At 68.5% G+C, this 26,214-nt stretch carries 25 protein-coding genes; 6 read left to right on the plus strand and 19 right to left on the minus strand.

Features of this window, described 5'->3' with window-relative positions; translation table 11 throughout:
- Positions 1 to 9: 9 nt before the first annotated feature.
- Complete coding sequence (locus KEC55_RS15715; RefSeq protein ID WP_176050724.1) at positions 10 to 537, minus strand: chromate transporter; 528 nt, start codon at positions 535 to 537, stop codon at positions 10 to 12.
- On the minus strand, positions 534 to 1,172 hold the full coding sequence (locus KEC55_RS15720) for a chromate transporter (protein ID WP_282506135.1): 639 nt from the start codon (positions 1,170 to 1,172) through the stop codon (positions 534 to 536). The genes KEC55_RS15715 and KEC55_RS15720 overlap by 4 nt, the downstream gene beginning before the upstream one ends.
- Positions 1,173 to 1,268: 96 nt before the next feature.
- Between KEC55_RS15720 and KEC55_RS15725 the strand changes: the two genes are divergently transcribed.
- Positions 1,269 to 2,153 (plus strand): transcriptional regulator GcvA, encoded by an 885-nt coding sequence (locus tag KEC55_RS15725; protein WP_282506136.1) that lies wholly within the window; start codon positions 1,269 to 1,271, stop codon positions 2,151 to 2,153.
- A gap of 39 nt (positions 2,154 to 2,192) precedes the next feature.
- On the opposite strand, the gene KEC55_RS15730 is transcribed toward KEC55_RS15725, so the two are convergent.
- The 13 genes from KEC55_RS15730 to flgB all read right to left on the minus strand — a co-directional run bounded on the left by KEC55_RS15730 (position 2,193) and on the right by flgB (position 15,952).
- On the minus strand, positions 2,193 to 3,500 hold the full coding sequence (locus KEC55_RS15730) for a solute carrier family 23 protein (RefSeq protein WP_282506137.1): 1,308 nt from the start codon (positions 3,498 to 3,500) through the stop codon (positions 2,193 to 2,195).
- Between the two features lie 288 nt (positions 3,501 to 3,788).
- The gene (flgL, locus tag KEC55_RS15735; protein ID WP_282506138.1) at positions 3,789 to 5,024 is read right to left on the minus strand and encodes a flagellar hook-associated protein FlgL; all 1,236 of its coding nucleotides are present in this window, start codon (positions 5,022 to 5,024) and stop codon (positions 3,789 to 3,791) included.
- A 17-nt stretch (positions 5,025 to 5,041) separates the two neighbouring features.
- Positions 5,042 to 6,973, minus strand: a complete 1,932-nt coding sequence (gene flgK / locus KEC55_RS15740; RefSeq protein ID WP_282506139.1) for a flagellar hook-associated protein FlgK — start codon at positions 6,971 to 6,973, stop codon at positions 5,042 to 5,044.
- Between the two features lie 195 nt (positions 6,974 to 7,168).
- Positions 7,169 to 7,924 carry a flagellar brake protein gene (locus KEC55_RS15745; protein WP_282506140.1) on the minus strand — a complete coding sequence of 252 codons (756 nt, stop codon included), beginning with the start codon at positions 7,922 to 7,924 and terminating at the stop codon, positions 7,169 to 7,171.
- Between the two features lie 243 nt (positions 7,925 to 8,167).
- Entirely contained in the window at positions 8,168 to 9,148 is a 981-nt protein-coding gene (gene flgJ, locus KEC55_RS15750) for a flagellar assembly peptidoglycan hydrolase FlgJ (protein WP_282506141.1), read from the minus strand.
- A 285-nt stretch (positions 9,149 to 9,433) separates the two neighbouring features.
- Entirely contained in the window at positions 9,434 to 10,618 is a 1,185-nt protein-coding gene (locus KEC55_RS15755) for a flagellar basal body P-ring protein FlgI (protein ID WP_282506142.1), read from the minus strand.
- A gap of 5 nt (positions 10,619 to 10,623) precedes the next feature.
- Positions 10,624 to 11,313, minus strand: coding sequence for a flagellar basal body L-ring protein FlgH (flgH, locus tag KEC55_RS15760; RefSeq protein ID WP_282506143.1), 690 nt, complete (start codon positions 11,311 to 11,313; stop codon positions 10,624 to 10,626).
- A 21-nt stretch (positions 11,314 to 11,334) separates the two neighbouring features.
- Positions 11,335 to 12,123 carry a flagellar basal-body rod protein FlgG gene (gene flgG / locus KEC55_RS15765; RefSeq protein WP_166962600.1) on the minus strand — a complete coding sequence of 263 codons (789 nt, stop codon included), beginning with the start codon at positions 12,121 to 12,123 and terminating at the stop codon, positions 11,335 to 11,337.
- A gap of 34 nt (positions 12,124 to 12,157) precedes the next feature.
- Complete coding sequence (gene flgF / locus KEC55_RS15770) at positions 12,158 to 12,916, minus strand: flagellar basal-body rod protein FlgF (protein WP_282506144.1); 759 nt, start codon at positions 12,914 to 12,916, stop codon at positions 12,158 to 12,160.
- Positions 12,917 to 12,935: 19 nt separating this feature from the next.
- Complete coding sequence (gene flgE / locus KEC55_RS15775) at positions 12,936 to 14,180, minus strand: flagellar hook protein FlgE (RefSeq protein ID WP_282506145.1); 1,245 nt, start codon at positions 14,178 to 14,180, stop codon at positions 12,936 to 12,938.
- Between the two features lie 27 nt (positions 14,181 to 14,207).
- Positions 14,208 to 14,957: a flagellar hook assembly protein FlgD gene (gene flgD / locus KEC55_RS15780; protein ID WP_176050735.1), complete on the minus strand. Its 750-nt coding sequence runs from the start codon at positions 14,955 to 14,957 to the stop codon at positions 14,208 to 14,210.
- Between the two features lie 43 nt (positions 14,958 to 15,000).
- Positions 15,001 to 15,426 (minus strand): flagellar basal body rod protein FlgC, encoded by a 426-nt coding sequence (gene flgC / locus KEC55_RS15785; RefSeq protein WP_176050736.1) that lies wholly within the window; start codon positions 15,424 to 15,426, stop codon positions 15,001 to 15,003.
- A 37-nt stretch (positions 15,427 to 15,463) separates the two neighbouring features.
- Positions 15,464 to 15,952: a flagellar basal body rod protein FlgB gene (flgB, locus tag KEC55_RS15790; protein ID WP_282506146.1), complete on the minus strand. Its 489-nt coding sequence runs from the start codon at positions 15,950 to 15,952 to the stop codon at positions 15,464 to 15,466.
- Between the two features lie 204 nt (positions 15,953 to 16,156).
- Here flgB and flgA point away from each other — a divergent pair, with 204 nt between their 5' ends.
- The 4 genes from flgA (at position 16,157) to KEC55_RS15810 (ending at position 20,185) form a co-directional block, all read left to right on the plus strand.
- The gene (gene flgA, locus KEC55_RS15795) at positions 16,157 to 17,419 is read left to right on the plus strand and encodes a flagellar basal body P-ring formation chaperone FlgA (protein WP_282506147.1); all 1,263 of its coding nucleotides are present in this window, start codon (positions 16,157 to 16,159) and stop codon (positions 17,417 to 17,419) included.
- Positions 17,420 to 17,537: 118 nt separating this feature from the next.
- Complete coding sequence (flgM, locus tag KEC55_RS15800) at positions 17,538 to 17,867, plus strand: flagellar biosynthesis anti-sigma factor FlgM (protein ID WP_282506148.1); 330 nt, start codon at positions 17,538 to 17,540, stop codon at positions 17,865 to 17,867.
- A gap of 358 nt (positions 17,868 to 18,225) precedes the next feature.
- Positions 18,226 to 18,666, plus strand: a complete 441-nt coding sequence (locus KEC55_RS15805; RefSeq protein ID WP_176050740.1) for a flagella synthesis protein FlgN — start codon at positions 18,226 to 18,228, stop codon at positions 18,664 to 18,666.
- 163 nt (positions 18,667 to 18,829) lie between these two features.
- Complete coding sequence (locus KEC55_RS15810; RefSeq protein WP_282506149.1) at positions 18,830 to 20,185, plus strand: SGNH/GDSL hydrolase family protein; 1,356 nt, start codon at positions 18,830 to 18,832, stop codon at positions 20,183 to 20,185.
- Positions 20,186 to 20,204: 19 nt separating this feature from the next.
- On the opposite strand, the gene KEC55_RS15815 is transcribed toward KEC55_RS15810, so the two are convergent.
- Entirely contained in the window at positions 20,205 to 22,055 is a 1,851-nt protein-coding gene (locus KEC55_RS15815) for a M24 family metallopeptidase (protein ID WP_282506150.1), read from the minus strand.
- Positions 22,056 to 22,470: 415 nt separating this feature from the next.
- On the opposite strand from KEC55_RS15815, the gene KEC55_RS15820 reads away from it, so the two are divergent.
- On the plus strand, positions 22,471 to 23,253 hold the full coding sequence (locus tag KEC55_RS15820) for a helix-turn-helix domain-containing protein (RefSeq protein WP_282506151.1): 783 nt from the start codon (positions 22,471 to 22,473) through the stop codon (positions 23,251 to 23,253).
- Positions 23,254 to 23,287: 34 nt separating this feature from the next.
- Here the strand turns inward: KEC55_RS15820 and KEC55_RS15825 are convergent, their stop codons facing one another.
- The 3 genes from KEC55_RS15825 to KEC55_RS15835 all read right to left on the minus strand — a co-directional run bounded on the left by KEC55_RS15825 (position 23,288) and on the right by KEC55_RS15835 (position 26,199).
- Positions 23,288 to 24,529, minus strand: coding sequence for a multifunctional CCA addition/repair protein (locus KEC55_RS15825; protein WP_282506152.1), 1,242 nt, complete (start codon positions 24,527 to 24,529; stop codon positions 23,288 to 23,290).
- Positions 24,526 to 25,173: a glutathione S-transferase family protein gene (locus KEC55_RS15830; protein ID WP_176050745.1), complete on the minus strand. Its 648-nt coding sequence runs from the start codon at positions 25,171 to 25,173 to the stop codon at positions 24,526 to 24,528. The genes KEC55_RS15825 and KEC55_RS15830 overlap by 4 nt, the downstream gene beginning before the upstream one ends.
- 66 nt (positions 25,174 to 25,239) lie before the next feature.
- The gene (locus KEC55_RS15835; RefSeq protein ID WP_282506153.1) at positions 25,240 to 26,199 is read right to left on the minus strand and encodes a complex I NDUFA9 subunit family protein; all 960 of its coding nucleotides are present in this window, start codon (positions 26,197 to 26,199) and stop codon (positions 25,240 to 25,242) included.
- Positions 26,200 to 26,214 lie beyond the last annotated feature (15 nt).

Raw genomic sequence — 26,214 nt, forward strand, 5'->3', positions numbered from 1 at the left:
GTGCGCCGCTCATTGCCCGATGCCCGTGAGCCCGATCAGCGCGCCGCCGGCGAGCAGCCAAAGCGGATGGATACGCGTGCGCCACGCGAGCACCGCGCACGCGGCCGTGATGCCCCACTGAATGGCCGTACGGTTCGAGGCCTCGGAGATCAGCACCGCGCTTGCCGCGACGAGCCCGGCCGTGACGGGCATCATCCCCTGCTGCACGTAGCGGCGCCACGGCCGGTCGCGAAAGCGCTCCCACGCATGCAGCGCGAGCACGGTGACGATCGACGACGGCCCGAACTTCGCGAGCGACGCGACCAGCAGCCCGGCCCAGCCGGCCACGTGCCAGCCGACCAGCGACACGATCATCATGTTCGGCCCGGGCGCCGCCTGGGCCAGCGCGAACAGTGCGGTGAACTCGTGCGCGCTCATCCAGTGATGCACGTCGACGACCTGCCGCTGCATCTCCGGCAGGATCGTGTTGCCGCCGCCGAAGGCGAGCAGCGACAGCTGGCTGAAGATCGTCGCGATGGCGATCAGCGTGTCGGTCACGGGCGGTCTCCCGGCCGGGTGCCGCGCGCGGCGGCCTGCGCCGACTGCGGCGTGCCCGCGTCGCGGCGGCGCGACGCGAGCCACACGCTGACAGGCGTCAGCACGAGCATCGTGGTCAGCAGCGGAATGCGCAGCACCGCGATCGCGACGAACGCGAGCGCCGCGATGCCGGCCGCCGCCGGTGCGTGCCGCAGCGGCTTCGCGACCTTCACGGCCATCGCGACGAGCAGCCCGGCGGCCGCGGCCGCGAGCCCCGCGAACAGGTGCTGCACGTGCGGATCGTTCTGCGTCTTCGCGTACAGCACGCCGAGCGCGACGACGACGAGCGTCGGGCCCGCGATCAGCCCGAGAATGCCGGCGAACGCGCCGGCAACGCCGCGAAAACGCATGCCGACGGCGACCGACAGGTTGATCACGTTGCCGCCCGGCAGGAACTGGCACAGGCCGAGCAGATCGGTGAATTCATCGGCGGAGAGCCACTTGCGCTCGTCGACGATCGTGCGTCGCGCGAACGGCAACGCGCCGCCGAACGACATCAGGCCGAGCGACAGGAAGCCGGTGAACAGCTCGGCGAGGCCGACGCTGCGGGGCGCCGCGGCAGACGGCGGGGCGGCAGGTGGAACAGCGGATTGCATGGTGCTCCTCACTAAACGGTGAACCGAGGTTACCGCCGTTCCGGATCGTGGCAAAACGATTTTATCGGCGCACCCTTGTGATCTAGAATCACAAGGATGGCACGCGATCTCCCGCCCTTTTCCGCGCTTCGGGCCTTTGAAGCCGCGGCACGACATGAAAGCTTCAGCGCCGCCGGCGACGAGCTGCATGTGACTCATGGTGCCATCAGCAGGCAAATTGCCGGGTTCGAGGCGTGGCTCGGCAAGCCGGTGTTCCACCGCTACGGCAAGCGCGTGAAGCTCACCGACGAAGGCCGGCGCTACCTGGACACCGTGCGCGCGGCGTTCGACAGCATCGCGCACGCGACCGAGCAGCTGCGCAACACTGGCGCGGCTCGCGTGCTGCGCATCAACGCGTTGCCGACCTTCGCAATGAAATGGCTGCTGCCGCGCCTGTCGCGGTTCCAGCGCGACGTGCCGAACGTCGAGCTGAAGCTGTCGACGTCGAACGCGCCGCTCGACACGCTGAACGGCTTCGACGTCGCGATCCGCCGTGGCCCCGGCCACTGGCCGAACTGCACGAGCGGGCACTTCCTCGACGAAAGCGTGATCCCGGTCTGCAGCCCGGCGCTGCTCAAGCGCGCGCCGATCGCGCGCGCGGACGATCTCGCACGGCACGTGCTGCTGCATTCGGATACGCGGCCGGAAGGCTGGCGCGACTGGTTCGCGGCGGCCGGCGTGGCGATGAAGGGGCGCAAGCGGCAGTCATTCGACCACTTCTACCTGGCGCTGCAGGCAGCGGTCGACGGGTTGGGCGTCGCGCTCGGCCCGTTGCCGCTGATCGACGACGAGCTCGCGAGCGGCCGGCTCGTGATGCCGCTGCCCGGGCCGCGGATCGCGACGCGCAGCTACTGGTGGATCGCGCCGCGCGCACCGATCGACGATCCGCTCGTCGCGCAGTTCTGCGCGTGGCTGCAGGCGCAGTCGAATACCGGCGCGTGAGGGTGCACCGGCGGGCGGCATGGCGCCGCCCGCTTGCGCTCAGACCACCGGGCCCGGTTCCTTTTCCTTGCGCAGGATCGCGTACAGGATGATCGCGCCGAACGTCGCGGTGCCGATTCCGCCGAGCCCGAAGCCGCCGATCTTCAGCGAAAAGTCGCCGGCGCCGAGCACGAGCGTGACGGCCGCGACGATCAGGTTGCGGTTGTCGGAGAAGTCGACCTTGTTGACGACCCAGATCCGCGCGCCCGTCACCGCGATCAGCCCGAACACGACGATCGACACGCCGCCGAGCACGGGGCCCGGGATCGTCTGGATCACCGCGCCGAATTTCGGCGAGAAGCCGAGCACGATCGCGATCACCGCGGCGACCGCGAACACCAGCGTCGAGTAGATCCGCGTGACGGCCATCACGCCGATGTTCTCCGCGTAGGTCGTCACGCCGGTGCCGCCGACGCTGCCCGACACGATCGTCGCGAGCCCGTCGCCGATGAACGCGCGGCCCACGTAGCGATCGAGGCTCGTGCCCGTCATCGCGCTGACGGCCTTGATGTGGCCGAGGTTCTCGGCGACCAGGATCACCGCGATCGGCGCCAGCATCAGCATCGCGTGCGGATCGAACACCGGTGCGCGGAAGCTCGGCACCCCGAACCAGGCCGCCTGCCCGACGATCGAGAAATCGATCGGCTTGCCGAGCCCCATCCCGTTGGTCGCGACCGCATAGATCGCATAGGCGATCACGAGCCCGACGAGGATCAGCAAGCGCTGCACCATGCCGCGCGAGAACACCGCGACGCCGCCGACGCACAGCACCGTGACGAGCGCCATCACCGAGTCGAAGGTCGACGCCGAGACGCCCTTCACCGCGATCGGCGCGAGGTTCAGCCCGATCACCGCGACGACCGCGCCGGTCACGACCGGCGGCATCAGCGTCTCGATCCAGTTCGTGCCGATCGCCTGCACCAGCGCGCCGATCGCGACGTACACCACACCGCACGCAATGATCCCGCCGAGCGCGACCGGAATGTTCGGGTTCGGGCCGCTGCCGCCATAGCCCGTCACCGCGATCACGAGGCCGATGAACGCGAAGCTCGAGCCGAGGTAGCTCGGCACGCGGCCGCCGACCAGCACGAAGAACAGCAGCGTGCCGATGCCCGACATGAAGATGCACAGGTTCGGGTCGAAGCCCATCAGTAGCGGCGCGAGTACGGTCGAACCGAACATCGCGACGACGTGCTGCACGCCCATCGCGACCATCTGCGGCCACGCGAGGCGCTCGTCGGGGCCGACCACGCGCGATGCCGCGCCGGTCGACTGGACCCGCCAGCGCGGGAAATAGGAATCGGACATGGGGAAAGGGCTCCTGTCGGTCGCCGGCTGCCAAGGGTGCGCCGGTCTGGAATCTGGCGCGAGTTTACGGAGCGGAAATGGGGCTGGCAAGCGGGCTGACGCGCGGGGCTCGCAGGCGGGGCTGACATGTGCGAAACAAGCGCGAAGCGCCGCTTGCCGTATGCGTGAAACGGGGCGCGATCGCACGCCCCGGTAAAGCGCCTGTCCGCCCGTGGACATGCGCGGGCGGCGGGTCGACGCCGGCCGCGACGCAAGCGTGCGCTCACATCGCGGGCGGCGCGTCGTGCATCAGGGATTGATGTACTGGAACAGCGACAGGTTCTGCAACTGCGCGTATGCCTTCTGCGAGCCCGTCAGCGCGTTCTGCATCTGCAGAAACTGACTGATCGTCGACACCATGTTGGTGCTCGTCAGGTCGGACAGGTTACTGGTGACCTGCAGCGTGTTGGTCTGGTTCACGGTCTGCATCGCCTTCACTTGCTGCACGCGGCCGCCGACCGACGCCTGCACGGTGAGGACGTTCGTCATCATATTGTTCAGCTTCGTCGTGCCGGTGGTCATCGCGTTCGCGAGCGCAGTCGCGGCAGCGGTGTTGCTGCTGACCGGCACCTTCAGCGCGGCGATCATCGAGTCGAGCGCCGCGAACACGTCGGTGCCGGCCTTCGGCGCCGGCGTGACCGTGAACGTGTCGCCGGCGGCCGGATTGCCCGACACGGGCACCGACAGGCCGTTGCCGAGCGCGATCGCGGCGTCGGCCGAATACGGCTGCGCGGCGGTCGTGGTAGGCGGCGCGACGGTATTGTCGGTGACCGTATAGGTCGGCGCGGCGGCCGTGCCGCCGAACGCGATCGTGAACTGGTGCGTATTGGTCGCGGCCGACGGGCTGGTGATCGACACCGCGCCGATCGTGCCCGTCCCCGTGTTGCCGGCACCGGCGACCGGCACCGGCTGGCTGCCGAGCATCGGCACCGACAGGAACACGCTCTCGCCCGAGTCGCCCTGTGCGACCGTGGTCGAGTCGGTGATCTGCACCTGGCGCGCGCCCCCGTCACCGCTGTACGTCACGCCGCCGCCCGGCGCATTCGCGAACGGCGCGGTGGTCGACTGGAAGCCCGCGAACAGGTAGTTGCCCGCGCCGTCCGTCGAGTTCGCGAGCGTCAGCAACTGGTTGCGATAGCCTTGCAGCTGCGTCGACAATGCCGAGCGATCGCTGTCGGACAGCGAGCCGTCACCGGCCTGGATCACGACCGTATGAATGCTGCTCAGCAGATTGTTGACGCTGTTGAGCGTCTGGTCCTCCGCCTGCAGCGACGACAGTGCGGTGTTCTGGTTCGACGAATACTGCGACAGCGTCGCCGACGTCATCGACAGCTGCACCGCCTGCGCGGCGCCGAGCGGGTTGTCGGCAGGTGTCGAGAGGCTCACGCCGCTCGAGATCTGCTGGTACAGCTGCGAGAGCTGCGCCTGCTGATCGTTCATCTGCGCGACGTTCATCTGGTAGAACTGCGTGGTGGAAATCCGCATCGCTTTGATCCCCGAAATCAGTTGAACAGGCCGAGCACGGTCTGGAACAGCGTCGCCGCGGTCTGGATCACCTTCGCGTTCGCCTGGTAGAGCTGCTGGTACTGCATCAGGTTGGCCGCCTCTTCGTTCTGGTTCACGCCCGACACCGACTGCTGCGCTTCCGTGATCTGGCCGATCAACGAAGTCTGCGCGGCGCTCGACGACTTCAGCTGGCTCGTCGTGTTGCCGATGTTGTTCACGTAGTTCGCGTAAGCGCCCGTCAGCGTGGTCGAGCCGTTGCCGAACGATTTCGCGTTGACGAGCTTCGACAGTGCGAGCGCGTTGCTGCCGTCGTTCGTGCCACCCGTGTTCGGCGCGACCTTGAACGTGTCGCCGGCCGTGGGCGTGCCCGACACCGTGACCGTGACACCGGCCGTCAGCGTGATCGGCGAGCCGGACTGGAACGGCTGCGCGGCCGTGGTAGTCGGCGGTACGACCGTGTTGTCGGTGACCGTATAGGTCGGGCTGGCGGTCGTGCCGCCCATCGTGATCGTGTAGTTGTGCGGGTTGGCCGCGGCTGTCGCGCTGGTGACCGACAGCCCACCGATCGTCCCGGTACCCGTGTTCGTCGTGGTGGCCGACGGCACGAACGGCGCCGCCGCCGCAATCGCCGAGCCGTTCGACGTCGCGAGGCCGAAGCCGTTCAGCGCGCCGCGCGTCGGCAGCACGGTGAACTTGTCGCCGGCGCTCATCGAGCCGGACGAGAACGAGAAGTTCAGCCCGCCGATCGACGCCGGCATGCTGGTCGACTGGCCGACCACCGCGCCGCTCGCGCGATCGGTCAGCGTGTAGTTCGTGCCGTCGTACGACAGCGTGTAGTCGCTCGTGCTCGGCTGCGACGCGTTCGCGAACGACACGGACAGCGATGCGTTGCCGGTATTGCCCTGGTTCGCATACGTGACCGGCGTGCCGGTCGTGAACAGGTTGCCGCCTACGTTGCCCGACTGGTCGACGCCCAGCGCGTTCTGCGCGTTGACTTGCGCGGCGAAGCTGGCCGCGATCGCGCCGAGCTGCGCTTCGGCCGGGTCGAGCGTCTGGCTGCGGAACGCGAGCAGGCCGCCGAGCGTACCACCCGACAGCGACGAGTCGGACAGGGACTGGTTCGGCCCTTGCGGGTTCGCGCCGGCGATGCCCTGCGACACGACGGTCAGTTCGCTCGGATCGGACGGCGACGTGACGGCCGCGAGCTGGTAGCTCGTGTTCGAGACGACGAGCGGCGTACCGCCCGCGAGAAACACGCTGTAGCCGTCGCTGTTGCGCACGACCTGCACGCCCGCGAGGCCCGACAGGTTCGACACCGCGAGGTCGCGCTGGTCCATCAGCTGATTCGGCGGCTGGCCCTGGCTGCTCGCCGACGCGATCTGCTGGTTCAGCTGGGCGATCTGCGCGGTGTACGCGTTGATCTGCGTCACGGTGCTCGAGATCTGCGTGTTCACGCTCTGGCGCAGTGCGTCGTACTGCTGGCCGGCCGCCGTGATCTGGTTCGCGAGCGTCTGCGCATTGCTCATCGCAGTCTGCCGCACGGACGAGTCGGATGCGCTGTTCGCGACGTTCTGCAGCCCGGTGAAGTAGCTCGTGATCGCGGACGAGATGCCGGACGTCGGGCTGCCGACGTAATTGTTCAGCTGCGTGACGAGCGAATACCACGTCGACAGTGCGCCACTCTGCGTCTGCGCGCCGCTCAGCTGGTCACTCAGGTATTGGCTGTACTGCCGCTGCACGGTGACGGTGTTCACGCCCTGCGGCATGTAGCCGCTGCTCGTGTACTGGCCGCTTGCCTCGGCATAGACGGGGCGTTCGACCGAATAGCCGGGCGTCGCCGCGTTGCTGATGTTCTGGCCGGTCGTCGTGAGGCCCCAGAGCGCGGCATTCAGGCCGCTGACGCCGAGGTTCATGAGTGTGTTGGACATGCGCGATCCTGATGAGCCGGCCGCGCTGCGGCCGCCGGGTTGCGTGACTCCCGGTATAACGGCCGCTGATCGGAAAAATTGAGGAAAAAATGCACGCGCGACGCGCAAGCGCGCGTCGCCGGTCGAAGCGTCCGGCAGGTGGGGCCGGCGGAGGGTCGCGGCGCGCGCCGGGCAACGCCGGCGGCCGCGGGCGCGTCAGGCCCGCGCGAGCGAGCGGCGCTTCATTTCGAGCTGCGTGATGAGCCGCTGCAGCGTGTTTTCCGCACTGCCCGGCAGCGACATGTAGCGGAAGCCGAGCTGGTAGCGCCGCGACCCGTTCGGCATCTGCGTCGAGCGCTGCGACACGAGCTGCAGGTCGAGCGACAGCTTGCCGTGGCCGGTCAGCTCGAGTTCGACGTCCGGCAGCAGCGTGCCGACCTCGAGCGCCTCGACGCGTTCGTCGGCCGTGCGCAGCCCCACGCCGCCGAGCGACAGGTTATGCACCTCGAACAGGAAGCGCTCGCCGTCCGGCAGCGTGCCGCGGCACAGGAACGGATCGACGATCGGCGCGTCGACGCGGAAATATTCGCGGCGCTGGATGCAGACCAGCACATCGGGGAAATCGGCGACGAACGCGGGCAGCCCCTCGTAGCGCGTCTCGCGCGGCGTGCCCGTGGTGAATTCGACGCGTACGCCCTCCGGCGAGGCCGCGAACGTGCAATGCGACGCGCCGAGGATGCCGGCGTTCTGCTCGGACAGCGCACCCCAGTCGAACGTGAACGTCCGCGCACCGACATCGACCTCGAGCAGGCGCGTGACGAGCTGGCCGCCCGGGTACTGGACGGTCAGGAAATCGCCGCGATTCACGAGGTTGCGCAACTGCACGCCGATTTCCAGGGGATTGCGGCGGGCATAGTCGGGCCCGGAGTGGCCTGCATCCAGGCTGGGGTCCGTCGACGTTTCGATATTCATGGCTAGCCGGTCTTTCTTGTCATGAGCGCCCGGACAACCGGTGCGCAGTAAAACCGGGCCAGATCACAGGCCCGGTCACAGGTCTCTCACACTTAGCGGCAGTGCTGACCGAAAGTTTAGATCGAATTGGTGAATTTTTTCGCGCAAACGTTGAAACCGCGCGCGGCGGGCTGCCGGGCGCGGTCCGAAGGGGGAACCGGATGGCTGCGGGCGCCCGTTTTCAGCGAAAGCGGGCGCCGGCCGTCAGCCGATCTGCTGCATGATCGAGATCAGCTTTTTCGCGTAGTTCGGGTCGGTCGCGTAGCCGGCCTTCTGCATCCCGTGCGCGAAGCCTTCGACGCTGCGGCTCGCGCTGAGCACGCCCGAGTAGCGCGGGTTGTTCTTCAGCAGGTTCGCGTAGTCGGTCATCGCGTGCTCGTACGAGTCGTACGCGCGGAATTTCGCGACCACGCGGCGCGGCGTGCCGTTCACGTATTCGGTCGTCAGCGCCGACACCGTGCGACCCGTCCAGCCCTTGTTCGCCTTGATGCCGAACACGTTGTAGCTGGTCGACCCGTCGGAGGCGCGGATCTCGCGCTTGCCCCAGCCCGATTCGAGCGCGGCCTGGCCGACGATGAAGCGCGCCGGGATGCCGGTTGTCGCGCTGGCCGCCTGCGCGGGGCCCGCGAGCCGGTCGACGAACGCGTCGGCATCCTGCACGCCGCTCGCGCCCTTCAGCGGCGGCGTCAGCGCGCTGCCGGCCGAGTAACCGCGCGCGCCGGCGAGACCGCCATTGTTCGCCGCGTTCGCATAGGCCTTCGCCATCGCGTTCATCGCGGCGAGGCTGCCTTCGTTGCCGGCCGTGCCGAGGCCACCGGTGCCCATGCCGCCCGCGCCGATGTCGGCCGCCGTGTCGCTACCCGCGCCCGCGCCGGCGTTGCGCAGCAGCTGTTTCATCAGCGCGTCGGCGACACCCATCCCGCGTGTCGACATTTGCTGCGCAAGCTGCTGGTCGAGCATCGACGTGTACATCTTCGACGTATGCGAATCGAACAGCCCGCCGTCGGGCGATGCGTCGCGCATGCTCTTGAGCATCATCTGCGTGAACATCGCGTCGAACTGGCCGGCGACCGCCTTCGCGCCGGCCTGCGGCGACTGCTTCGCCTGCGCGCGCAGTGCATCGAAACCCTGCACGTCGAGCGCGAAGCGCTGCGTGAGGTCGTTCGCGTTCGGAAGGTTCGCCATAAGGGTCTGCCTACTCATGAAACGTACATGCGTTGCCCCGAGACGGGCCGCTCGCAAGGACTGTGACGCCGCGAATACTGGACGTATTCGCAAGGAGCGTGACGCAGCGAGCGGCCCGTCTCGGGGCAACCCCAAATTTAAATTGCATTCCACGGGAATGCCCGAAATCGGCCGCATGGCGGCGTCCTTCGTCTCTTGTTTGGCACGGCCAAACGGCGCCCCTCACTCCTTGCCCTGCGCCCGATTTCGGGCATTCGCATGCACGTTTCATGAGTAGGCAGACCCTTAGATCACCTCCAGGTCGGCGCGCAACGCGCCGGCCGCCTTCATCGCCTGCAGGATCGACATCAGGTCCGCGGGCGTCGCGCCGAGCGTGTTCAGCGCCTTCACGACGTCGGCGAGGTTCGCGCCGGCCGTCACCATCTTCAGCGCGCCGTTGTCCTGCTTCAGCTGGATCTGCGACTGCTGCGCCACTACCGTCTGCCCGTTCGAGAACGGCCCCGGCTGCGACACCACCGGCTGCGTATTGACGACGACCGACAGGTTGCCGTGCGCGACCGCGCAGCTCTGCAGCGTGACCATCTGGTTCATCACGATCGAGCCCGTGCGCGCGTTCAGGATCACCTTCGCCGCGGCCTTGTCCGGGCTCACGTCGAGGTTCTGCAGCCGCGCCATGAAGGCGACCTGCTGCGCCGAATCGGCCGGCGCCGCGAGCTGGATCGTGCGGCCGTCGAGCGCCGTCGCGGTGCCCGGGCCGAAGCTCGAGTTGACCGCGGACACGATCCGCTGCGCGGTGCCGTAATCCATGTCGTTCAGCTGCAGCTGCAGCACGCCGTTCATCTGCGCGATCGCGTTCGGCACCGCGCGCTCGACGATCGCGCCGCCGACGATCCGGCCGGCCGCGAGCTGGTTCACCTGCACGCGGCTGCCGTTCGCGCTGGCGCCCGCGCCGCCGACCGCCATGTTGCCCTGCGAGAGCGCGTACACCTGCCCGTCCGCGCCCTTCAGCGGCGTGAGCAGCAGCGTGCCGCCGCGCAGGCTCTTCGCGTTGCCGAGCGACGATACCGTCACGTCGAGCGCCTCGCCCGGCCGCGCGAACGGCGGCAGCGTGGCCGTCACCATCACGGCCGCGACGTTCTTCAGCTGCATGTTGCTCAGCGACGACGGGCCGCCGTTCGCCGAACCGTTGTTGATCGAGATGCCGAGGTTCGCGAGCATGTTCGCGAGCGTCTGCGTCGTGAACGGCGTCTGCATCGTCTGGTCGCCCGTGCCGTCGAGACCGACGACGAGGCCATAGCCGATCAGCGGGTTGTCGCGCACGCCCTGGATCTGCGCGAGGTCCTTCAGGCGCTCCGCTTGCGCGGGCGCAGCGCCGAGCGCGCACGCCGCAGCCACGGCCGCGAACGCCACGGCGAGCCGCGCGGCGGCATGCGCACGGGCCGACAGGCGGTGGATCAGGGTCGTCTGCATCGTCATCACCACGGCGCGATGTTGAGGAAGAAGCGCTGCAGCCAGCCCATCGTCTCGGCTTCGTTGATGTAGCCCTTCGACGAGTATTCGATCTTCGCGTCGGCGACCTGCGTCGAGTAGACGGAGTTCGCACCCGAGATCGTGTTCGGGTTGACGACCCCCGAGAAGCGCACGAATTCGTTGCCCTGGTTGATCAGCATCTGCTTCTCGCCGCTGACCACGAGGTTGCCGTTCGGCAGCACGCCGGTGACCGTCACCGTGATCGTGCCGTTGAACGTATTCGCCGCGCTCGCACCGCCGGTCGCCGCGAACTTGTTGTTGCCGCTGGCCGACAGGTTCGCCTTCGCGAACAGCCCGCCGAGGAAGCCGGCCGTCGGCACGTTGAAGTCGGTGTTGCCCTGCCGGTTGGTGTTGGCGCCCGACGACTTGGTCGCGTTGATGTTCTCCGCGATCATGATCGTCAGGATGTCGCCGATGTTGCGCGGCCGTTGATCCTCGAAGAGCGGCCGCCCCGCGTAGCCGGGGTTGTAGATCGAGCCGGGCGCCTGCATCGACATCGGCATCGGCGGCTGCGCCGTCATCGGCTGCTGGATGATCGGGTCGCGCGGAATCTGCGCGCAACCGGCGAGCGCCGCCACCGCGACCGCGCATGCGGCGCGGACGGGGGCTGACGGGAGGAGGCGAACCTGCTTCATGGCGACGACGGGACTTTCCGGTTAGCTCTTCATCTGCGTGACGGTCTGCAGCATCTGGTCGGACGTCGTCACGGCCTTGCTGTTGATCTCGTAGGCACGCTGCGTCTGGATCATGTTGACCAGTTCCTGCACGACGTTCACGTTCGACGCTTCGACGTAGTTCTGGTTGAGCACGCCCGCGCCGTTCAGGCCCGGCTGCGACACGTTCGGCGCGCCCGACGACGTCGTCTCGGAGAACAGGTTCTCGCCGCGCGCCTCGAGGCCGGCCGGGTTGATGAAGGTCGCGATCTGCAGCGCGCCGATCTGCACCGAATTGGTCGACCCCGCCTGCGTGACCGTCACCACGCCATCCTTGCCGATCGTCAGCGACGTCGCGTTCTGCGGGATCGTGATCGCCGGCAGGATCTGGTAGCCGCTCGACGTGACGAGCTGGCCCTGCGCGTTGGTCTGGAACGAGCCGTCGCGCGTGTACGCGTTCGTGCCGTCCGGCATCACCACCTGGAAGAAGCCCGCGCCGTTGATCGCGACGTCCTTCGAGTTGCCGGTCTGCGTGAGGCCGCCCTGCGTGTACAGGCGCTCGGTCGCAACCTGCTGCACGCCGGTGCCGAGCTGCAGGCCCGACGGCAGCTCGGTCTGCTGCGTCGAGTTCGCGCCGGGCTGGCGAATGGTCTGGTACAGCAGATCCTCGAACACCGCGCGCGACGCCTTGAAGCCGTTCGTGCTGGTGTTCGCGAGGTTGTTCGAAATCACGTCCATCTGCGCCTGCTGCGCATTCATGCCGGTGGCGGCGATGTAGAGCGAACGGTTCACTTGTCGATTCTCCTGCGTAAGCTGGCGTGGGCGCTCAGCTGAAGTTGAGCAGCTGGTTCGCCGACTGCTCGTTCTGGTCGGCCGTCTGGATCAGCTTCGACTGAAGCTGGAACGCGCGCGCGTTGTCGATCATCGCGACCATCGCGGTCACCGGGTTGACGTTGCTGCCTTCGAGCGAATTCGGCGTGACGACCACGTTCGGGTCGGCGTCGGCCGGATTGCCGTCGGCGGTGCGGAACAGCCCGTCGTTGCCGCGCGCGAGCGTGGCCGGATCGGGATTGACGAGCTTCATCTGGTCGACGATCGCAACGGCCGTCGGCGGGTCGCCCGGCATCAGCGCGGAAACGGTGCCGTCCTTGCCGATCGTCACTTCCGCGTTCGGCGGCACCGAGATCGGGCCGCCGTTGCCGATCACCGGCAGGTTGCTCGCGTTGACGAGCTGGCCGTTCTCGTCGACGTGCAGGTTGCCGGCGCGCGTGTACGCCTCGCTGCCGTCGGCCGCCTGCACCGACAGCCAGCCCGCACCCTGCACGGCAACGTCGAGCGGGTTGCCGGTGCGCGTGATCGGACCCGGTGCGTAATCCGCGCCGGGCGTCGACGCGAGCACGTAGGTACGCGTCGTCGTCGGGTCGATCGCGCTGCCGTCGCCGAAATTCATCGGCACCGCGCGATACGTCGCGAGCTGCGCGCGAAAGCCCGTCGTCGACGTGTTCGCGAGGTTGTTCGCGACGATCGCCTGCTGGTCGAGCGACTGCGACGCGCCCGTCATCGCCGTGTAGATCAGTCGGTCCATGGCTGCCGGTTATCCGCGCTTACAGGTTGATGAGCGTCTGGTCGACGGTCTGCTGCGTCTTGATCGTCTGCGCGTTCGCCTGGTAGTTGCGCTGCGCGGTGATCAGGTTGACGAGCTGCGACGTGAGGTCGACGTTCGAGTTTTCGAGCGCGCTGCCCTGCAGCGTGCCGTGGTTCGTGCTGCCCGGCGCGGAGACCTGCGGCACGCCCGATGCGGCGGTTTCCGCATACTGGTTGCCGCCGAGGTTCACCAGCCCGTTCGGGTTGTTGAAGTTCGCCAGCGCGATCTCGCCGAGCACGGCGGTCTGGCCGTTCGAGTAGTTGCCGGTCAGCTTGCCGTCGGCGCCGATCGAATAGGTCGTCAGCGTGCCGCTCGCGAAACCGTTCTGCGCGAGGTTGTTCACGCCGTCCTTGCCGCCGTACTGCGTGGTGCCGGTCAGGTCGAGCACGAGGTCCTGCGGCGTCGCCGAGCCGTCGGTGTTCGGCACGGTGAACTGGAACTGGCCGAGCGACGCGGTCGGCGCCGGCGGCGTGCCCGTCGTCGTGCTCTTGATCGCGCCCGACGTATCGAACGTGACCGTGCCGAGATCGGTCGCCTTGGCCGCGCCCTGCACGCCCGCGTACGCTTCCCACGTGCCGGATGCCGACTTCACGAAATACATGTTGACCGCCTGCGAACCGCCCAGCGAGTCGTACACCTGGATCGACGTCGAGTAGTTGTACGTCGTGTTGTCGTTCGGGTCGAACGGCGTCTTGGTCGGCACCGTGTCCTGCGAGTTCAGGTTGAACTGGCCGGTGATCTTGGTCGTCGCGGTCGGCGCGATGTTGGTCGTCGGCGCCTGCAGCGGCACGGTCTGCGCGGTGTTGATCACGCCGCCCGCGTTGGCTGCATAGCCCATCAGGTTGCGGCCTTGCGAGTCGACGATGTAGCCGTTCTTGTCGCGCTGGAACGTGCCGTCGCGCGAGTACGTCGTCACGCCGTTGTTCGACATCTGGAAGAAGCCGTTGCCGTTGATCGCGACGTCGAGCGACGAGTTCGTCGTATTGATCGTGCCCTGACCGAACTGCTGCTGCACCGACCCGAGCGACGTGCCGATGCCGATCTGCGTGTTGACCGAGGTCGCGACCGAGTTCGCGTACATGTCGGAGAACTGCGCGGTGCTCGACTTGAAGCCGACCGTGTTCGCGTTCGCAATGTTGTTGCCGATCACGTCGAGTGCGTTCGAGGCACCGGCGAGGCCGCTCAGACCCTGTTGATAACCCATTTCGGTCTCCGTTTCGAGAAAGCTCGATCAGTTGGTGGTGGTGTCGCCGGTCGTGGACGACGTCTTGACGTTCGGGAAGATCGACGCGACCTGGGTGAGCCCCACCGTCGTACCGTTCGACAGCACCAGGCCCGCCGTGCCGTCCGCCTGCTTGATCACGCTCTGCACCGTTGCGGCCGCCAGCACGGTCGGCGCGTATGCCTTGCCGTCGGTGCCCGTGTACTGCGCGCTGACCGTGTACGCGCCGTCCGGCAGCGCGTTGCCGGCCGCGTCGGTCGGCGTCCAGTTGAACGGGACGGTGCCGGCCGACTGCTTGCCCGCGTTGATCGTGTTGACGACGACGCCCGAGCTGTTCTTCACGGTGATCGTCAGGTTCGACACGTCGCTCGTGAGCGACACGCCGAACGGCGACGCCGCGCCGCTCTTCACCGCGACCGAGTTGCCCGGCGCGAGCACGTTCGTGCCGATCAGCAGCGCGGCCTGCGTCTGCTGGCCGGCCGTGAGCTGCGTCGACAGCGACGTCAGCGACGTGTTCAGCTGCGCGATGCCGCTCACCGTGTTGATCTGCGCGAGCTGCGACGTCATCTGCGAGCTGTCGACCGGGCTCGTCGGATCCTGGTTCTGCAGCTGCGTGACGAGCAGCTTCAGGAACGTCGCCTGCAGGTCGCTCGCCGACGTGCCGTTGGTCGACGACACGTTGTTGGTGTTCATCGTGTCGGTCGGCAGGGTCGACACGTTCGTGCCGTTGCTGCCGATCGTCGTGCTGGAGGAAGTCATCCTGGGTGGCCTTCTGTCGTGGTCTGTGAGGTCGGCGCGCGGCTTACGAGCCGATCGTCAACGTCTTGAGCATCAGCGTCTTCGCGGTGTTCAGCGTTTCGACGTTGGCCTGGTACGAGCGCGACGCCGAGATCATGTTCACCATCTCCTGCACCGGATCGACGTTCGGCATCTGCACGTAGCCGTTCGCGTCGGCCGACGGGTTCGCAGGGTCGTAGGTCGACTTCATCGGCGACGGGTCGTCCATCACCTTCGTCACGCGCACGCCGCCCACGCCCTGGCCGGACGCGGTGCGCGCGCCGCCGATCGGGTCGGTCGCGAACACGACCTGCTTGGCCTTGTACGGCTTGCCGTCGGGGCCGGTGGCGCTGTCGGCGTTCGCGAGGTTCGACGCGGTGACGTTCAGGCGCTGCGATTGCGCGGACAGCGCCGAACCGGCGACGCCGAAGATGTTCATCAACGAAGGCATGGTGGCTCCTGGTGCTTGTGCTCGGGTTCGGTTGCGCTTACGAGTTCGTCGAGATCGCGGCGATCATCGCCTTGATCTGCTGGGTCATCACGGTCATCCCGGATTCGTAGTGCAGCGCGTTGTTCGCGAACTGCACGCGCTCGACGTCGAGATCGACCGTGTTGCCGTCGAGCGACGGTTGCAGCGGCATCCGGTACTGCGCACGGCCGTAGTCGTCCGACGGGCCGCCGGTCGGGATCAGCTTCGCGGTGCCGGCCATGTGACCGGCCGCCGTCGACACCATCGACATGCCGCTCGTCACGCCGGCCGGCTGCGCCATCGGCAGCTGCGCGGCGTTGCTCGGCGCCAGGCCGCCGCCCGTCTGCTTCAGCGAGCGCGCGAGCGTCGACGCGAAATCGACGTCACGGGCCTGGTAGCCGGGCGTGTCGGCGTTCGCGATGTTCGACGACAGCAGTTCCTGCCGGTAGGCGCGCACGTCGAGCGCCTGTCGGCCGAACGCGAATTCCGCATCGAGTTTGTCCAGCATGTGTGCGTCTCTCCGTATGAAGCGCTGCACGCCCCTCGCGCCGGATGGCGACCCGAGAGGCTTTTTTCCATGACAGCGATGGTAGGCGTCGGACGCAACCGGCAATCGGGCGAATAACGCGGCAAAGGCCCCCTCTATTCATCGTTTGCGCGGCGGCCCGGCTCCCTAGAATGCGAATCGGATCAACGGATCGAGGACACGGCGATGACTGGCAGCGCACTTCGCGGAAGGAACGGGCGGCTCACGCACGTCCGGCGTGCGTTTGCGCCTGCAGTTGCACTCGCTGCGGCGCTGTGGATCGCCGCACCGGCCGCACACGCGGAAGACGGGATGATCGTGATTCCCGGACGCGGCGAGACGGCCGAAACCGCGCTCGCGCACGCCAATGCGGCGAACGGCGGGCAGTTCGGCGGGCAGTTCGGCGGGCAGTTCGGCGGGAATGCGGGGATCGCTTCGGGTGCGGGCATCGCGCCGGAGGCGGGCCGTGCTGCTTCGGCGGCAGGGGCCGCGACCGGCTACGCAGCGCAACCGGCCGGCGCGATGGTCGTGACGACCGTGCCGCCCCCGGCGCCCGCGCCGTCGCCCGTTCGTGCAGCCGCTCGCGTGAACGCCGGCTACGTCGCGCAGCCGCGCGCTGCCGACCCGAGCGCCATCGCGACGGTCGTCGCCGGCACGGCCGAGCCTGCATCGAATTCCGTTCGGCCGGCGCAACCGTCGGCCGCCGCCGCGCGCCTTGCTGCGGCCCGCGCCGCGTCGGCCGCACCGGCGCCGCGCGCAGCGGCAGTTTCCGCGAATCCGGCCGCGTCCCCGGCTGCCGTCGCGGCCCAGCCCGCGACGCCGCCCGGCCAGCAGGATCCCGAGACGATCCGCCGCGCAGCCCTCGCGTTCCTGCAGCAGCAGATCGCCGGCCTGCCCGGCAAGACCACCGCGACGGTCACGACCGCGTTTCCCCGCGGGCTCGCCGCGTGCACGACGCTCGAGCCGTTCCTGCCGACCGGCGCGCGCCTGTGGGGCCGCACGACGGTCGGCGTGCGCTGCGCGGGCGAGCGGCCGTGGACCGTCTACCTGCAGGCGAAGGTCGCCGTGCAGGCCACCTATTACGTCGCCGCGCGCCAGATCGCGCCCGGCGAGCCGCTCTCCGCGGCCGACCTGGTCGCCCGCGACGGCGACCTGACGGTCATGCCGCTGGCGGTGATCACCGATCCGGCGCAGGCGATCGGCTCGACCGCGCTCGCGCGCATCTCGGCCGGCCTGCCGCTGCGGCAGGACCTGCTGAAAAGCGCGGCGTCGGTGTCGGCCGGTCAGACGGTGCGGGTCGTCGCGGCCGGGCCCGGCTTCACGATTTCGGCCGAGGGCAGCGTGCTCGCGAATGCGGCACCGGGCCAGTCGGTGCGGGTGCGGATGGCGGCGGGCCAGATCGTCACGGCGATCGTCAAGGACGCCGGCACCGTGGAAATTCCGCTATAGGGACGGATTCAGCAGCAAGAGTGTAAAGAATTGTTTATTCGGAGCATTTCGGGTTCGCGGTGCTAAAGTTCGGGCCGACCCGGCCGTTATCTGGGTCAAACCGTACAGGAAACCCATCGTGAAAATCGATTCCACTCCGAACCCGAGCCCCTTGGCGCCGACCGGCAACGGCGCGTCCCGTGCGCAATCCGGCACGGCCCAATCGTCCGCGCAGGCGGCCGACGCCGGATCGACCGGCGGCGACACGACCGTGAACCTGTCGGGTCTGTCCGGCCAGCTGCGTTCGGTATCCGCGTCGGGCGACGCCGATATCGACACCGGCCTTGTCCAGTCGATCAAGGACGCGCTGAACAACGGCACGTTGACGATCGACGCGAACAAGATTGCCGACGGCGTATTGAATACCGCCCGCGAGCTGCTGCAACAGCAGCGCCCGCAGGGTAACTAAGCCGGCCCAGGGCCTGCTTACGCTAATAACGGGCTTGCGCTGGCCACCAGAAGGGCCGAGCGCAAGGATTGCGACGAAGCGAATACTCGACGTATTCGCAAGGAGTATGACGCAGCGATCGGCCCTTCTGGTGGCCAGCCCCACAAAGGATTTTTTCCAATCAGGGGAACGAGCCTTGCCGGCCGCATTGCGGCGTCGCGCGTCGCTTGTTTGGCTCGGCCAAACGGCGCTCCTTGCTTCTTGCACTGCGGCCGGCAAGGCTCGTTCGCAAGCCCGTTATTAGCGTAAGCAGGCCCTAGCCGGCTCCACCGGTTTGCCGGCGCGCGCCACCGCGTACCGGCGCGACGAGCATGACGCGATGAGAGAAGAGCTGCTGGCCACGGTCAACGACGAACACGCGACGGTCGAGGCGTTCGCGTCCCTGCTCGTCTACGAGGAAAAGGCGCTGACGACGGCCGAGCCGCTCGAGATGCTGCCTGGCATCGTCGAAAAGAAAACCGCGCTGATCGACCGGCTCGCGCAGCTCGAACGCACGCGCGACACGCAGCTTTCCGCGCTCGGCTTTCCGGCCGGCAAGAAGGGCATGGACCAGGCCGCCGAGCGCGATGCACGCCTCGCCGGCCGCTGGCAGTTGCTGCAGCAGGCCGCCGAACGCGCGCGCCAGGCCAATGCGAACAACGGGATGCTGATCCGCATCCGGATGGACTACAACGAGCGCGCGCTCGCCGTGCTGCGCTCGGCTCCCGCGCCGACCGGCGTGTACGGCCCGGACGGGCGCGTCTCGGCGCTGACGCGCTGACCGGCCGGCAGTACCGCCGATACCGTATCAACCGCCTCTCGCCGCCATTCGCGGCACTTCACGTTTCGACAGACCGGGCCCGAGCCCGGCGCCCACGGTCCCTTCCGATACACGGCCGCGCAACCGCGCCGCCGTCTCGTCACAACAATCAGAAGAGGGCCGCATGTCTTGTTTCCGCATTCCGATGTCGAGCCGCATCGTCGCCGCTTCCGCTGTCGCGGCGCTGGCCGCCACGCTGACGCTCCCCGCCGCACACGCCGCCGGCCCCGCGCCGCTGCCCACGCCGACGGGCGACATGTCGCTGTCGCCGGCCGGCCCCGACGTCGCGCCGCCGGCCGCATCGAGCGCGCCTGGCGCGACGTCGCGCGCAGCGCGCCGCGGGTCCGATACCTACACGTACCTGCGTTGCTGGTACCGGATCGACGCGGATCCGCTGAAGCCGGCCGCGACCTACGAATGGGCGCGCGACCCCGCCGGTGGCGACTGGTATCGCGTGTCAGGCTACTGGTGGGCCGACGGCATCACGCAGTGGAAGAACATGTTCTACAGCACGACGACGCAGGACACCCTTGCCGACGTGTGCCGCAAGACGCTGGCGGCGAAAGGCATCCGGTCCGACCTCACGCAGGCGGTCGCGGCCAACAACGCGCTGTCGTTCAACTACACGGTGTGGACCATCGACGCCGCGCAACAGGACGCGCGCGTCAACAAGCTGATCGTGTTCGGCGACAGCCTGTCCGACACCCAGAACATGTTCAACGCGAGCCAGTGGAAGCTGCCTAACGGCACGAGCTGGCATGCGGGGCGCTTCAGCAACGGCCCGGTGTGGGCCGAATATCTCGCGAACGCGCTGCGGCTGCCGTTCTACAACTGGGCGATCGGCGGTGCGGCGACCGACCAGCACCTCGTCGTGCCGGGCCTCGTGCAGCAGATCGACTCGTGGCGCGAATACATGGAGCGCGCCCCGGACTACCGGCCTGCCAACACGCTGTTCGCGGTGTTCGCGGGCGGCAACGATCTCGTGAACTACGGGCGCTCGCCCGAGCAGGCGGCGAATGCGGTGCGCGACAGCCTCGAGCGGCTCGCCGCGGCCGGCGCGACGCGGATCATGCTCGTCACGCTGCCGGACGTGTCACGCGCGCCGGTGTTCGCGACCCGCACCGACACGGCGAGCGTCGCCGCGCAGGTCAAGGACTACAACCGGCGCCTCGTCGACGCGGCCGCCGCGCTGCGCGATCGCTACGGCGCGACGCTGCGGCTCGAGGTGTTCGACGCCTACGCGCCGTTCGACGACCTGCTGAGCCACCCGGCCCGGTACGGCTTCGACGACGCGACGCGCGCCTGCCTCGACATCCCGAAGCCGTCGTCGCTCACCTACCTGAGCGCGCAGACGCCGCGGGCCGACTGCCGCGATCCGGCGCGCTTCGTGTTCTGGGACACGCTGCACCCGACGACGCGCACGCACGCGTGGCTCGCCGAGCGGATCGCACCGTTCGTGCGCGCGCGCCTGCTGAACTGATCGCTGCGGGCGGCGGCGCTTACAGCAGCGGACACGCAGTAACCTGCGTGCCGCGTTCCACGCACAGCCGCTCGTAGTCGCGCAGGTATGCACGCTCGTCGTCGTCGAGCAGGTCGAGATCGATCAGGTCCCAGTCGTAGCCAACCGCCACGATGTTCTCGAACCTCACCGTGTCCGGCTGCGTTTCGTCGGTCCGGATGATCACGATGTTCTCGATCCGCACGCCGCCCTTGCCCGCCAGATAGATGCCCGGCTCGACCGAAATCACCGCATTCGGCACCAGCCCGTATTTCGCGCCCGGCGCGAACCGCACGCCACCCTCGTGCACGTGAATCCCGACGCCGTGCCCGGTGCCGTGGCCGAAATCGTGGCCGTGGTCGCGGCACACCTGCCGCACGAGCGCGTCGACGTCGGCGCCTGTCGCCGTGCTCGGGAAGCGCGTGACGAGCCCCTTGATGCAGGCCTTCAGCGCGACCGTGTAGATCTCGCGCTGCCAGGGTTGCGCAACCGTGTCCGGATGCGTGCGGCGCAGCACGACGCGCGTGCAGTCCGTCGCGAAGCCGGCTTCGTAATAAGCGCCGCTGTCGAGCAGCACGAGCTCGCCTTCCGTCAGCTCGACGCCGGCGCTTGCCGCCGTGTAATGCGCGAACGCGCTGTTCGCGCCATTCGCCGCGATCGACGGAAACGTCAGCGCGACGGCCGAACGCGCGCCGTACGCGTCGTTGATCGTGCGTGCGAGGTCGTATTCGGTGTGGCGGGCGCCCGGCTCGCCGGTCTTCGCCCAGCGCATCGTCTCGGCGATCGCCGCCGAGCTGCGCGCGAACGCGTCGCGGAACCGGTCGAGCACCGCCGGCGTCTTGCTCGCCCGCATCGCCTCGACCGGGTTGAAATCGGCATGCCGCGCGTGCGGCCACACGCGGCTCACCGCATCGACGAGCGCGCAGTTCACCGATTCGAAGCCGTAGCACACGTGCTCGACCGCGAACTGCGCGAGAAAACGCTCGAGCGCCGCCACATCGCGGCGGATCACGTTCAGCGCCGGATACGAATCGAGCGCGACCTCGCAGCCGTCGCAGCCTTCCGGCAGGAACAGCGCGACCTGACCGCCGACCGCGAACAGGAAGCCGAGGTGCGACGACGCATTCGGGATGTGATAACCGCGGCTGTTCAGCAGATACGCGAGATCGTCCGACGCGCACGAGAAGAACGCGGTCTTGCCGTCGGCCGCGCCAGTGTGCGCGGCGAGCTGGCGATTCAGCGTGTCGAGGTTCTGCGCGACGCTCAGGCCGGTCATCGCTTCCGGCACCTCGAAGATCGGCCGCTCGACGTTCCAGCCCGGCAGCGCGATCGCACGGTCGATCTCGCGATCGGCGAGGCTCGTCCAGTCGAGCGACGCGGCCTGCGTCTGCGCGAGCAGCCGGTCGCGCTGCGCGACGCTGATCCGCAGCGCGTCGTAGCCGACCCGTGCGAGCCGGCTCGCATGCGCAACCAGCCAGTCGGCCATCGCCTGCCAGATCGTCACGTTCATCCCGAGCTTCTCGATATGCACGCGCGCCGGATCGCACTGCTGCTCGGCCTGCAGATGATAACGGCCATCGACGAACAGCACGAACGGCGGCACGCCGAGCGCCTGCGCGGTCGCCGCGCTCAGGAAGATCCCGCAGCCGGCCGACCCGTCGAAACCCGACAGCGCGTAGCGCGGGTTGTTGCTGCGCGGCAGGTACTCGGTCACGTATTCGTCCTGCGACGTGACGATCACCGCGTCGAGGCGTGCCGCGTCGAGCAGGCGCGACAGGCCGGCCTGCGTGTCGGCGACGGACGCGTCGTACTGGGGAAGGCCGGAGAAGCTGTATTTCAGTCGATCGATCATCGTGTGCCCGTTATTCATTGTTGTCGGCGGCCGGCGGCGTGACGCGGCATGGCGCATGCCGCAAACGACACGCCGCCGTGGCGCGGATCACGCACGGCCCGGCGCGCAGCCGGCCCGCGGTGCCGTTCCGGCGGCAGGTCTTCGGGGAATTTTTGTCTCACTTAACTTTGTTTGATGCGCGACAGAATCTAGAGCACGCCGAAATTGAGGTCAAGCTAAAATTTTCGTAGGACTAAAATCGGCGTGACGGCCGCGGATCCCGGCACAACGCGAATTCGCCCGGCTGCACTGCGCGGTACAATGCGCCGGCATCGCCGTCCCGACGGCCGTGCTTCGTGCGATGCGCGGAAAGCAAGTCCCGGCGACTGCACCGCCTCTCCGCTCGCCTCCCGACTCGTTGCCACGAAAGAGATTCATGGATTCAGACATCATGCGTATCGGCCTGCGCATTCGCCGCCTGCGCCGGGAAGCGAAGAAGACGCTGCTGGAAGTCGCGACCGAAGCGAAGTTGTCGGTCGGGTTCCTGTCGCAGGTCGAGCGGCATCTCACCGGCATCTCGCTGTCTTCGCTCGTCAACGTCGCCAAGGCGCTCGACGTCCCGCTCGGCGCGCTGATCGACCAGCCGCGCCAGGCGCAGCCCGATTCGCACGAAGGCAGCCGCAAGCCGTACGCGCTCGACGCCACGTCGCAGTGGTACGAGCGGCTCTCCACCACCTTCGACGGCAGCCAGGTCAACGCGCTCAAGGTGCGGATGATGGAAGGCTACCGTTCGGAATGGGTGTCACATGGCGGCGACGAGTTCGTGTATGTGCTGGCCGGCCGCATCTGCTACACGGTCGGCAAGAAGGTCTATCCGCTGGCGCCCGGTGATTCGCTGCACTTCGACGCACGCAAGCGGCATCGCGTCGCGAACGTCGGCGACGGGCCGGCCGAGCTGATCGCGGTCGGCACGCTGCCGCTGTTCGACGACAGATGCGCCGAACTGGTGTCGGCGACGATGGAAATCAGACCACCGACGCCCGGCGAGCCGCGCGTGAGCCGCCGCGCCGCGCCGGCCTCCAAACGCAGCGACCGCGACGCCGAGGCAGCCCGGCCGGCCAAGGCCGGCGCCGCGGAAAAGAAGGCGTCGGCGAAACCGCGCGCGTCCACCGGCAAACGCCCGGCGGCCGCCACCCCGGCGCGCAAGAAGAAGTCGTAACGGCCGCGAACGCGCGCCGCCCTGTTCTTCGCCCCTACTCGTCGATCTCGAGCGCTTGCGCGACGGCCCGGATCCGCGCGCGATGCACGGCATCCTTGATCTTCTCCGCGTCGTTGCCGATGCCGCGCGCGATCGCGCCGGCATCGACGCTACGCGCGGCCGCGAGCGCGACGCGCAGCCGCTCGGCCTGCGGATACGGTTGCGCATCGAGCCCGAGCCGACCGCGCGCATCCGATTCGCACGCCTGCAGCATCTCGGCGAAACGCGCCGGCTTGCGCAGCGCATCGCTGCGCTCGAACAAGCGCACCAGCGCGGCCGCGCCCATCTCCATCACGCGATGCAGGTTGCCGTGCTCGCGCGCGACCACGAGCGCAAGATCGCGGCATTCGTTCGGCACACGCAGCCGCTCGCACAACGGCTTGAGCAGGTCGACGCTGCGGCCTTCGTGGCCGACGTGGCGCGGCAGCACGTCCGCGGGCGTCGTCGCCTTGCCGAGATCGTGCGTGAGCGCCGCGAAGCGCACCGGCAGCGAATAGCGCTGCTTCGCCGCGTAGTCGACGACCATCATCACGTGCACGCCGGTATCGACTTCCGGGTGATAGTCGGCGCGCTGCGGCACGCCCCACAGCGCGTCGACCTCGGGCAGGATGCGCGCGAGCGCGCCGCACTCGCGCAGCACCGCGAACATCCGCGAAGGCTTCGCCTCCATCAGCCCGCGCGCGATTTCCTGCCACACGCGCTCGGGCACCAGCGCGTCCACCTCGCCCGCGTCGACCATCCGCCGCATCAGCGCGAGCGTTTCATCCGCCACCGTGAAATCGGCAAACCGCGCGGCGAAGCGCGCAATCCGCAGGATCCGCACGGGATCCTCGACGAACGCGTCGCTCACGTGCCGGAACACGCGCGCGCGCAGGTCGGCCTGGCCGTCGAACGGATCGATCACGGGCCCGACCAGCGCACCCTCCGGGCTCACCTCGCGCGCCATCGCGTTGACCGTCAGGTCGCGCCGCGCGAGATCCTCGTCGAGCGTCACGTCCGGCGCGTAATAGAACTGGAAGCCGTGATAGCCGGCCGCCGTCTTGCGCTCGGTGCGCGCCAGCGCGTACTCCTCCTGCGTCCGCGGATGCAGGAACACCGGGAAATCCTTGCCGACCGGCCGGAAGCCCTGCGCGGCCATCTGCTCGGGCGTCGCGCCGACCACCACGTAGTCGCGGTCCTGCACGGGCACGCCGAGCAATTCGTCGCGGATCGCTCCGCCTACCGCGTAAATGTTCATGGCGTGGGCTCGTATTCGGCGATCACGTTCGTTTCGCGGCGCGCGGCGTCGATCCAGCGCTGTACGGCCGGCAGCGCCGTCACGCGCGCCGCATAGCCGGCCGCGTCCGGCGACAGGCCCGGCTCATACGTGTTGAAGCGCATCACGACGGGCGCGTACATCGCATCGGCAATCCCGAATTCGCCGAACAGGAACGGCCCGCCCGACGCCTCGAGACATGCGCTCCACAGCGCATCGATGCGTGCGACGTCGGCGAGCGCGTCCGGCGTCGCGCCGCGCCCCGGCATCGACGCGCGCACGTTCATGCCCATCTGCGTGCGCAGCGCCGCGAAGCCCGAGTGCATCTCGGCCGACACGCAGCGTGCATGCGCCCGCTCCAGCGGATCGGCCGGCCACATCGGGAACTGCGGATAGCGCTCGGCGAGCGTCTCGGCGATCGCGAGCGAATCCCAGATCGCGACGCCGTGGTCGTCGATCAGGCACGGCACCTTGCCGGTCGGCGAGTATTCGCGGATGCGCGCGGCCGTGTCGTCGCGGCGCAGCTCGACCGCGATCTCGTCGAACGGGATGCCGAAATGCGCGAGCAGCAACCAGGGCCGCATCGACCACGACGAGTAATTCTTGTCACCAATGACGAGTTTCATGACGGGGTTCCGGACAACGCGAAAAGGGGAAGGAAAGGGGCCGGACGACGGCAACCCGCGCGGGCGCTAGCGGCGCGAGCGGAACCAGTCGAACCGCGAACGTTTCGTGGCTTCGCCGAGATACGCGGGCGCGATGCTTTCGAGACTCGCGGGCGAGATCCCGAGTTCCGGCGCGAGCGGCCCCGACAGCACGTTCGGCACCGACATCGTCGCGAGATTGTCGCGCGTAAGCACGGGCTCGCCGGGCAGGCATTCGAACACGCTCGCCTGCAGCCGCGCGAGCGCGTCGGGCAGCCGCACGATGCGTGCCTGCCGGCCGACCAGCGTGCCGCAATAGCGCACCAGCTGCTCGAGCGTATAGACGGTCGGGCCGCCGAGTTCGTAGGTCTTGCCGTGCGCAGCCGCGAGATCGAGCGTGTTGACGAACGCGCGTACGACATCGCCGACGAACACCGGCTGGAAACGCGCATCGGGCATCGCGAGCGGCAGCACGGGCACCGTGCGCTGCAGGTTCGCGAACGTGTTGAGGAATGCGTCGCCGGGACCGAACACAACCGACGGACGGAAGATCGTCAGCGCGAGTGAATCGGTCGCCGCGATCGCATGCAGCGCGGCCTCGCCGTCGCCCTTCGAGCGCTGGTACATGCTTGCGCCGCGCGAATCGGCGCCGAGCGCGCTCATGTGCAACAGGCGCTGCACACCCACCTCGGTGCAGGCGCTCGCGAGCGCGGCCGGCAGCGCGACGTGCGCGCGCTCGAAGCCGGGCCCGTACGGCGTGCCGCGGCCGCCGTGCAGCACGCCGACCAGGTTGATCGCCGCATGCGCGCCGGCGACGAAGCGCGCGAGCGTGCGCGTGTCGAGTGCTTCGAGCTCGACGATCTCGACCGGCAGCATCTGCAGGTGGCGCGCGTGGTCGCGCCGGCGCGTGCCGATCCGCACCTGCTTGCCGGCGTCGATCAGCGCATTGACGAGCCGGCTGCCGATGAAGCCGGTGCCGCCCAGCAGCGCGACGGTCTGGCGATCCATGTCGTGAGAGCCTCA

It is taken from the genome of Burkholderia cepacia (assembly GCF_029962485.1).
GTDB lineage: Bacteria > Pseudomonadota > Gammaproteobacteria > Burkholderiales > Burkholderiaceae > Burkholderia.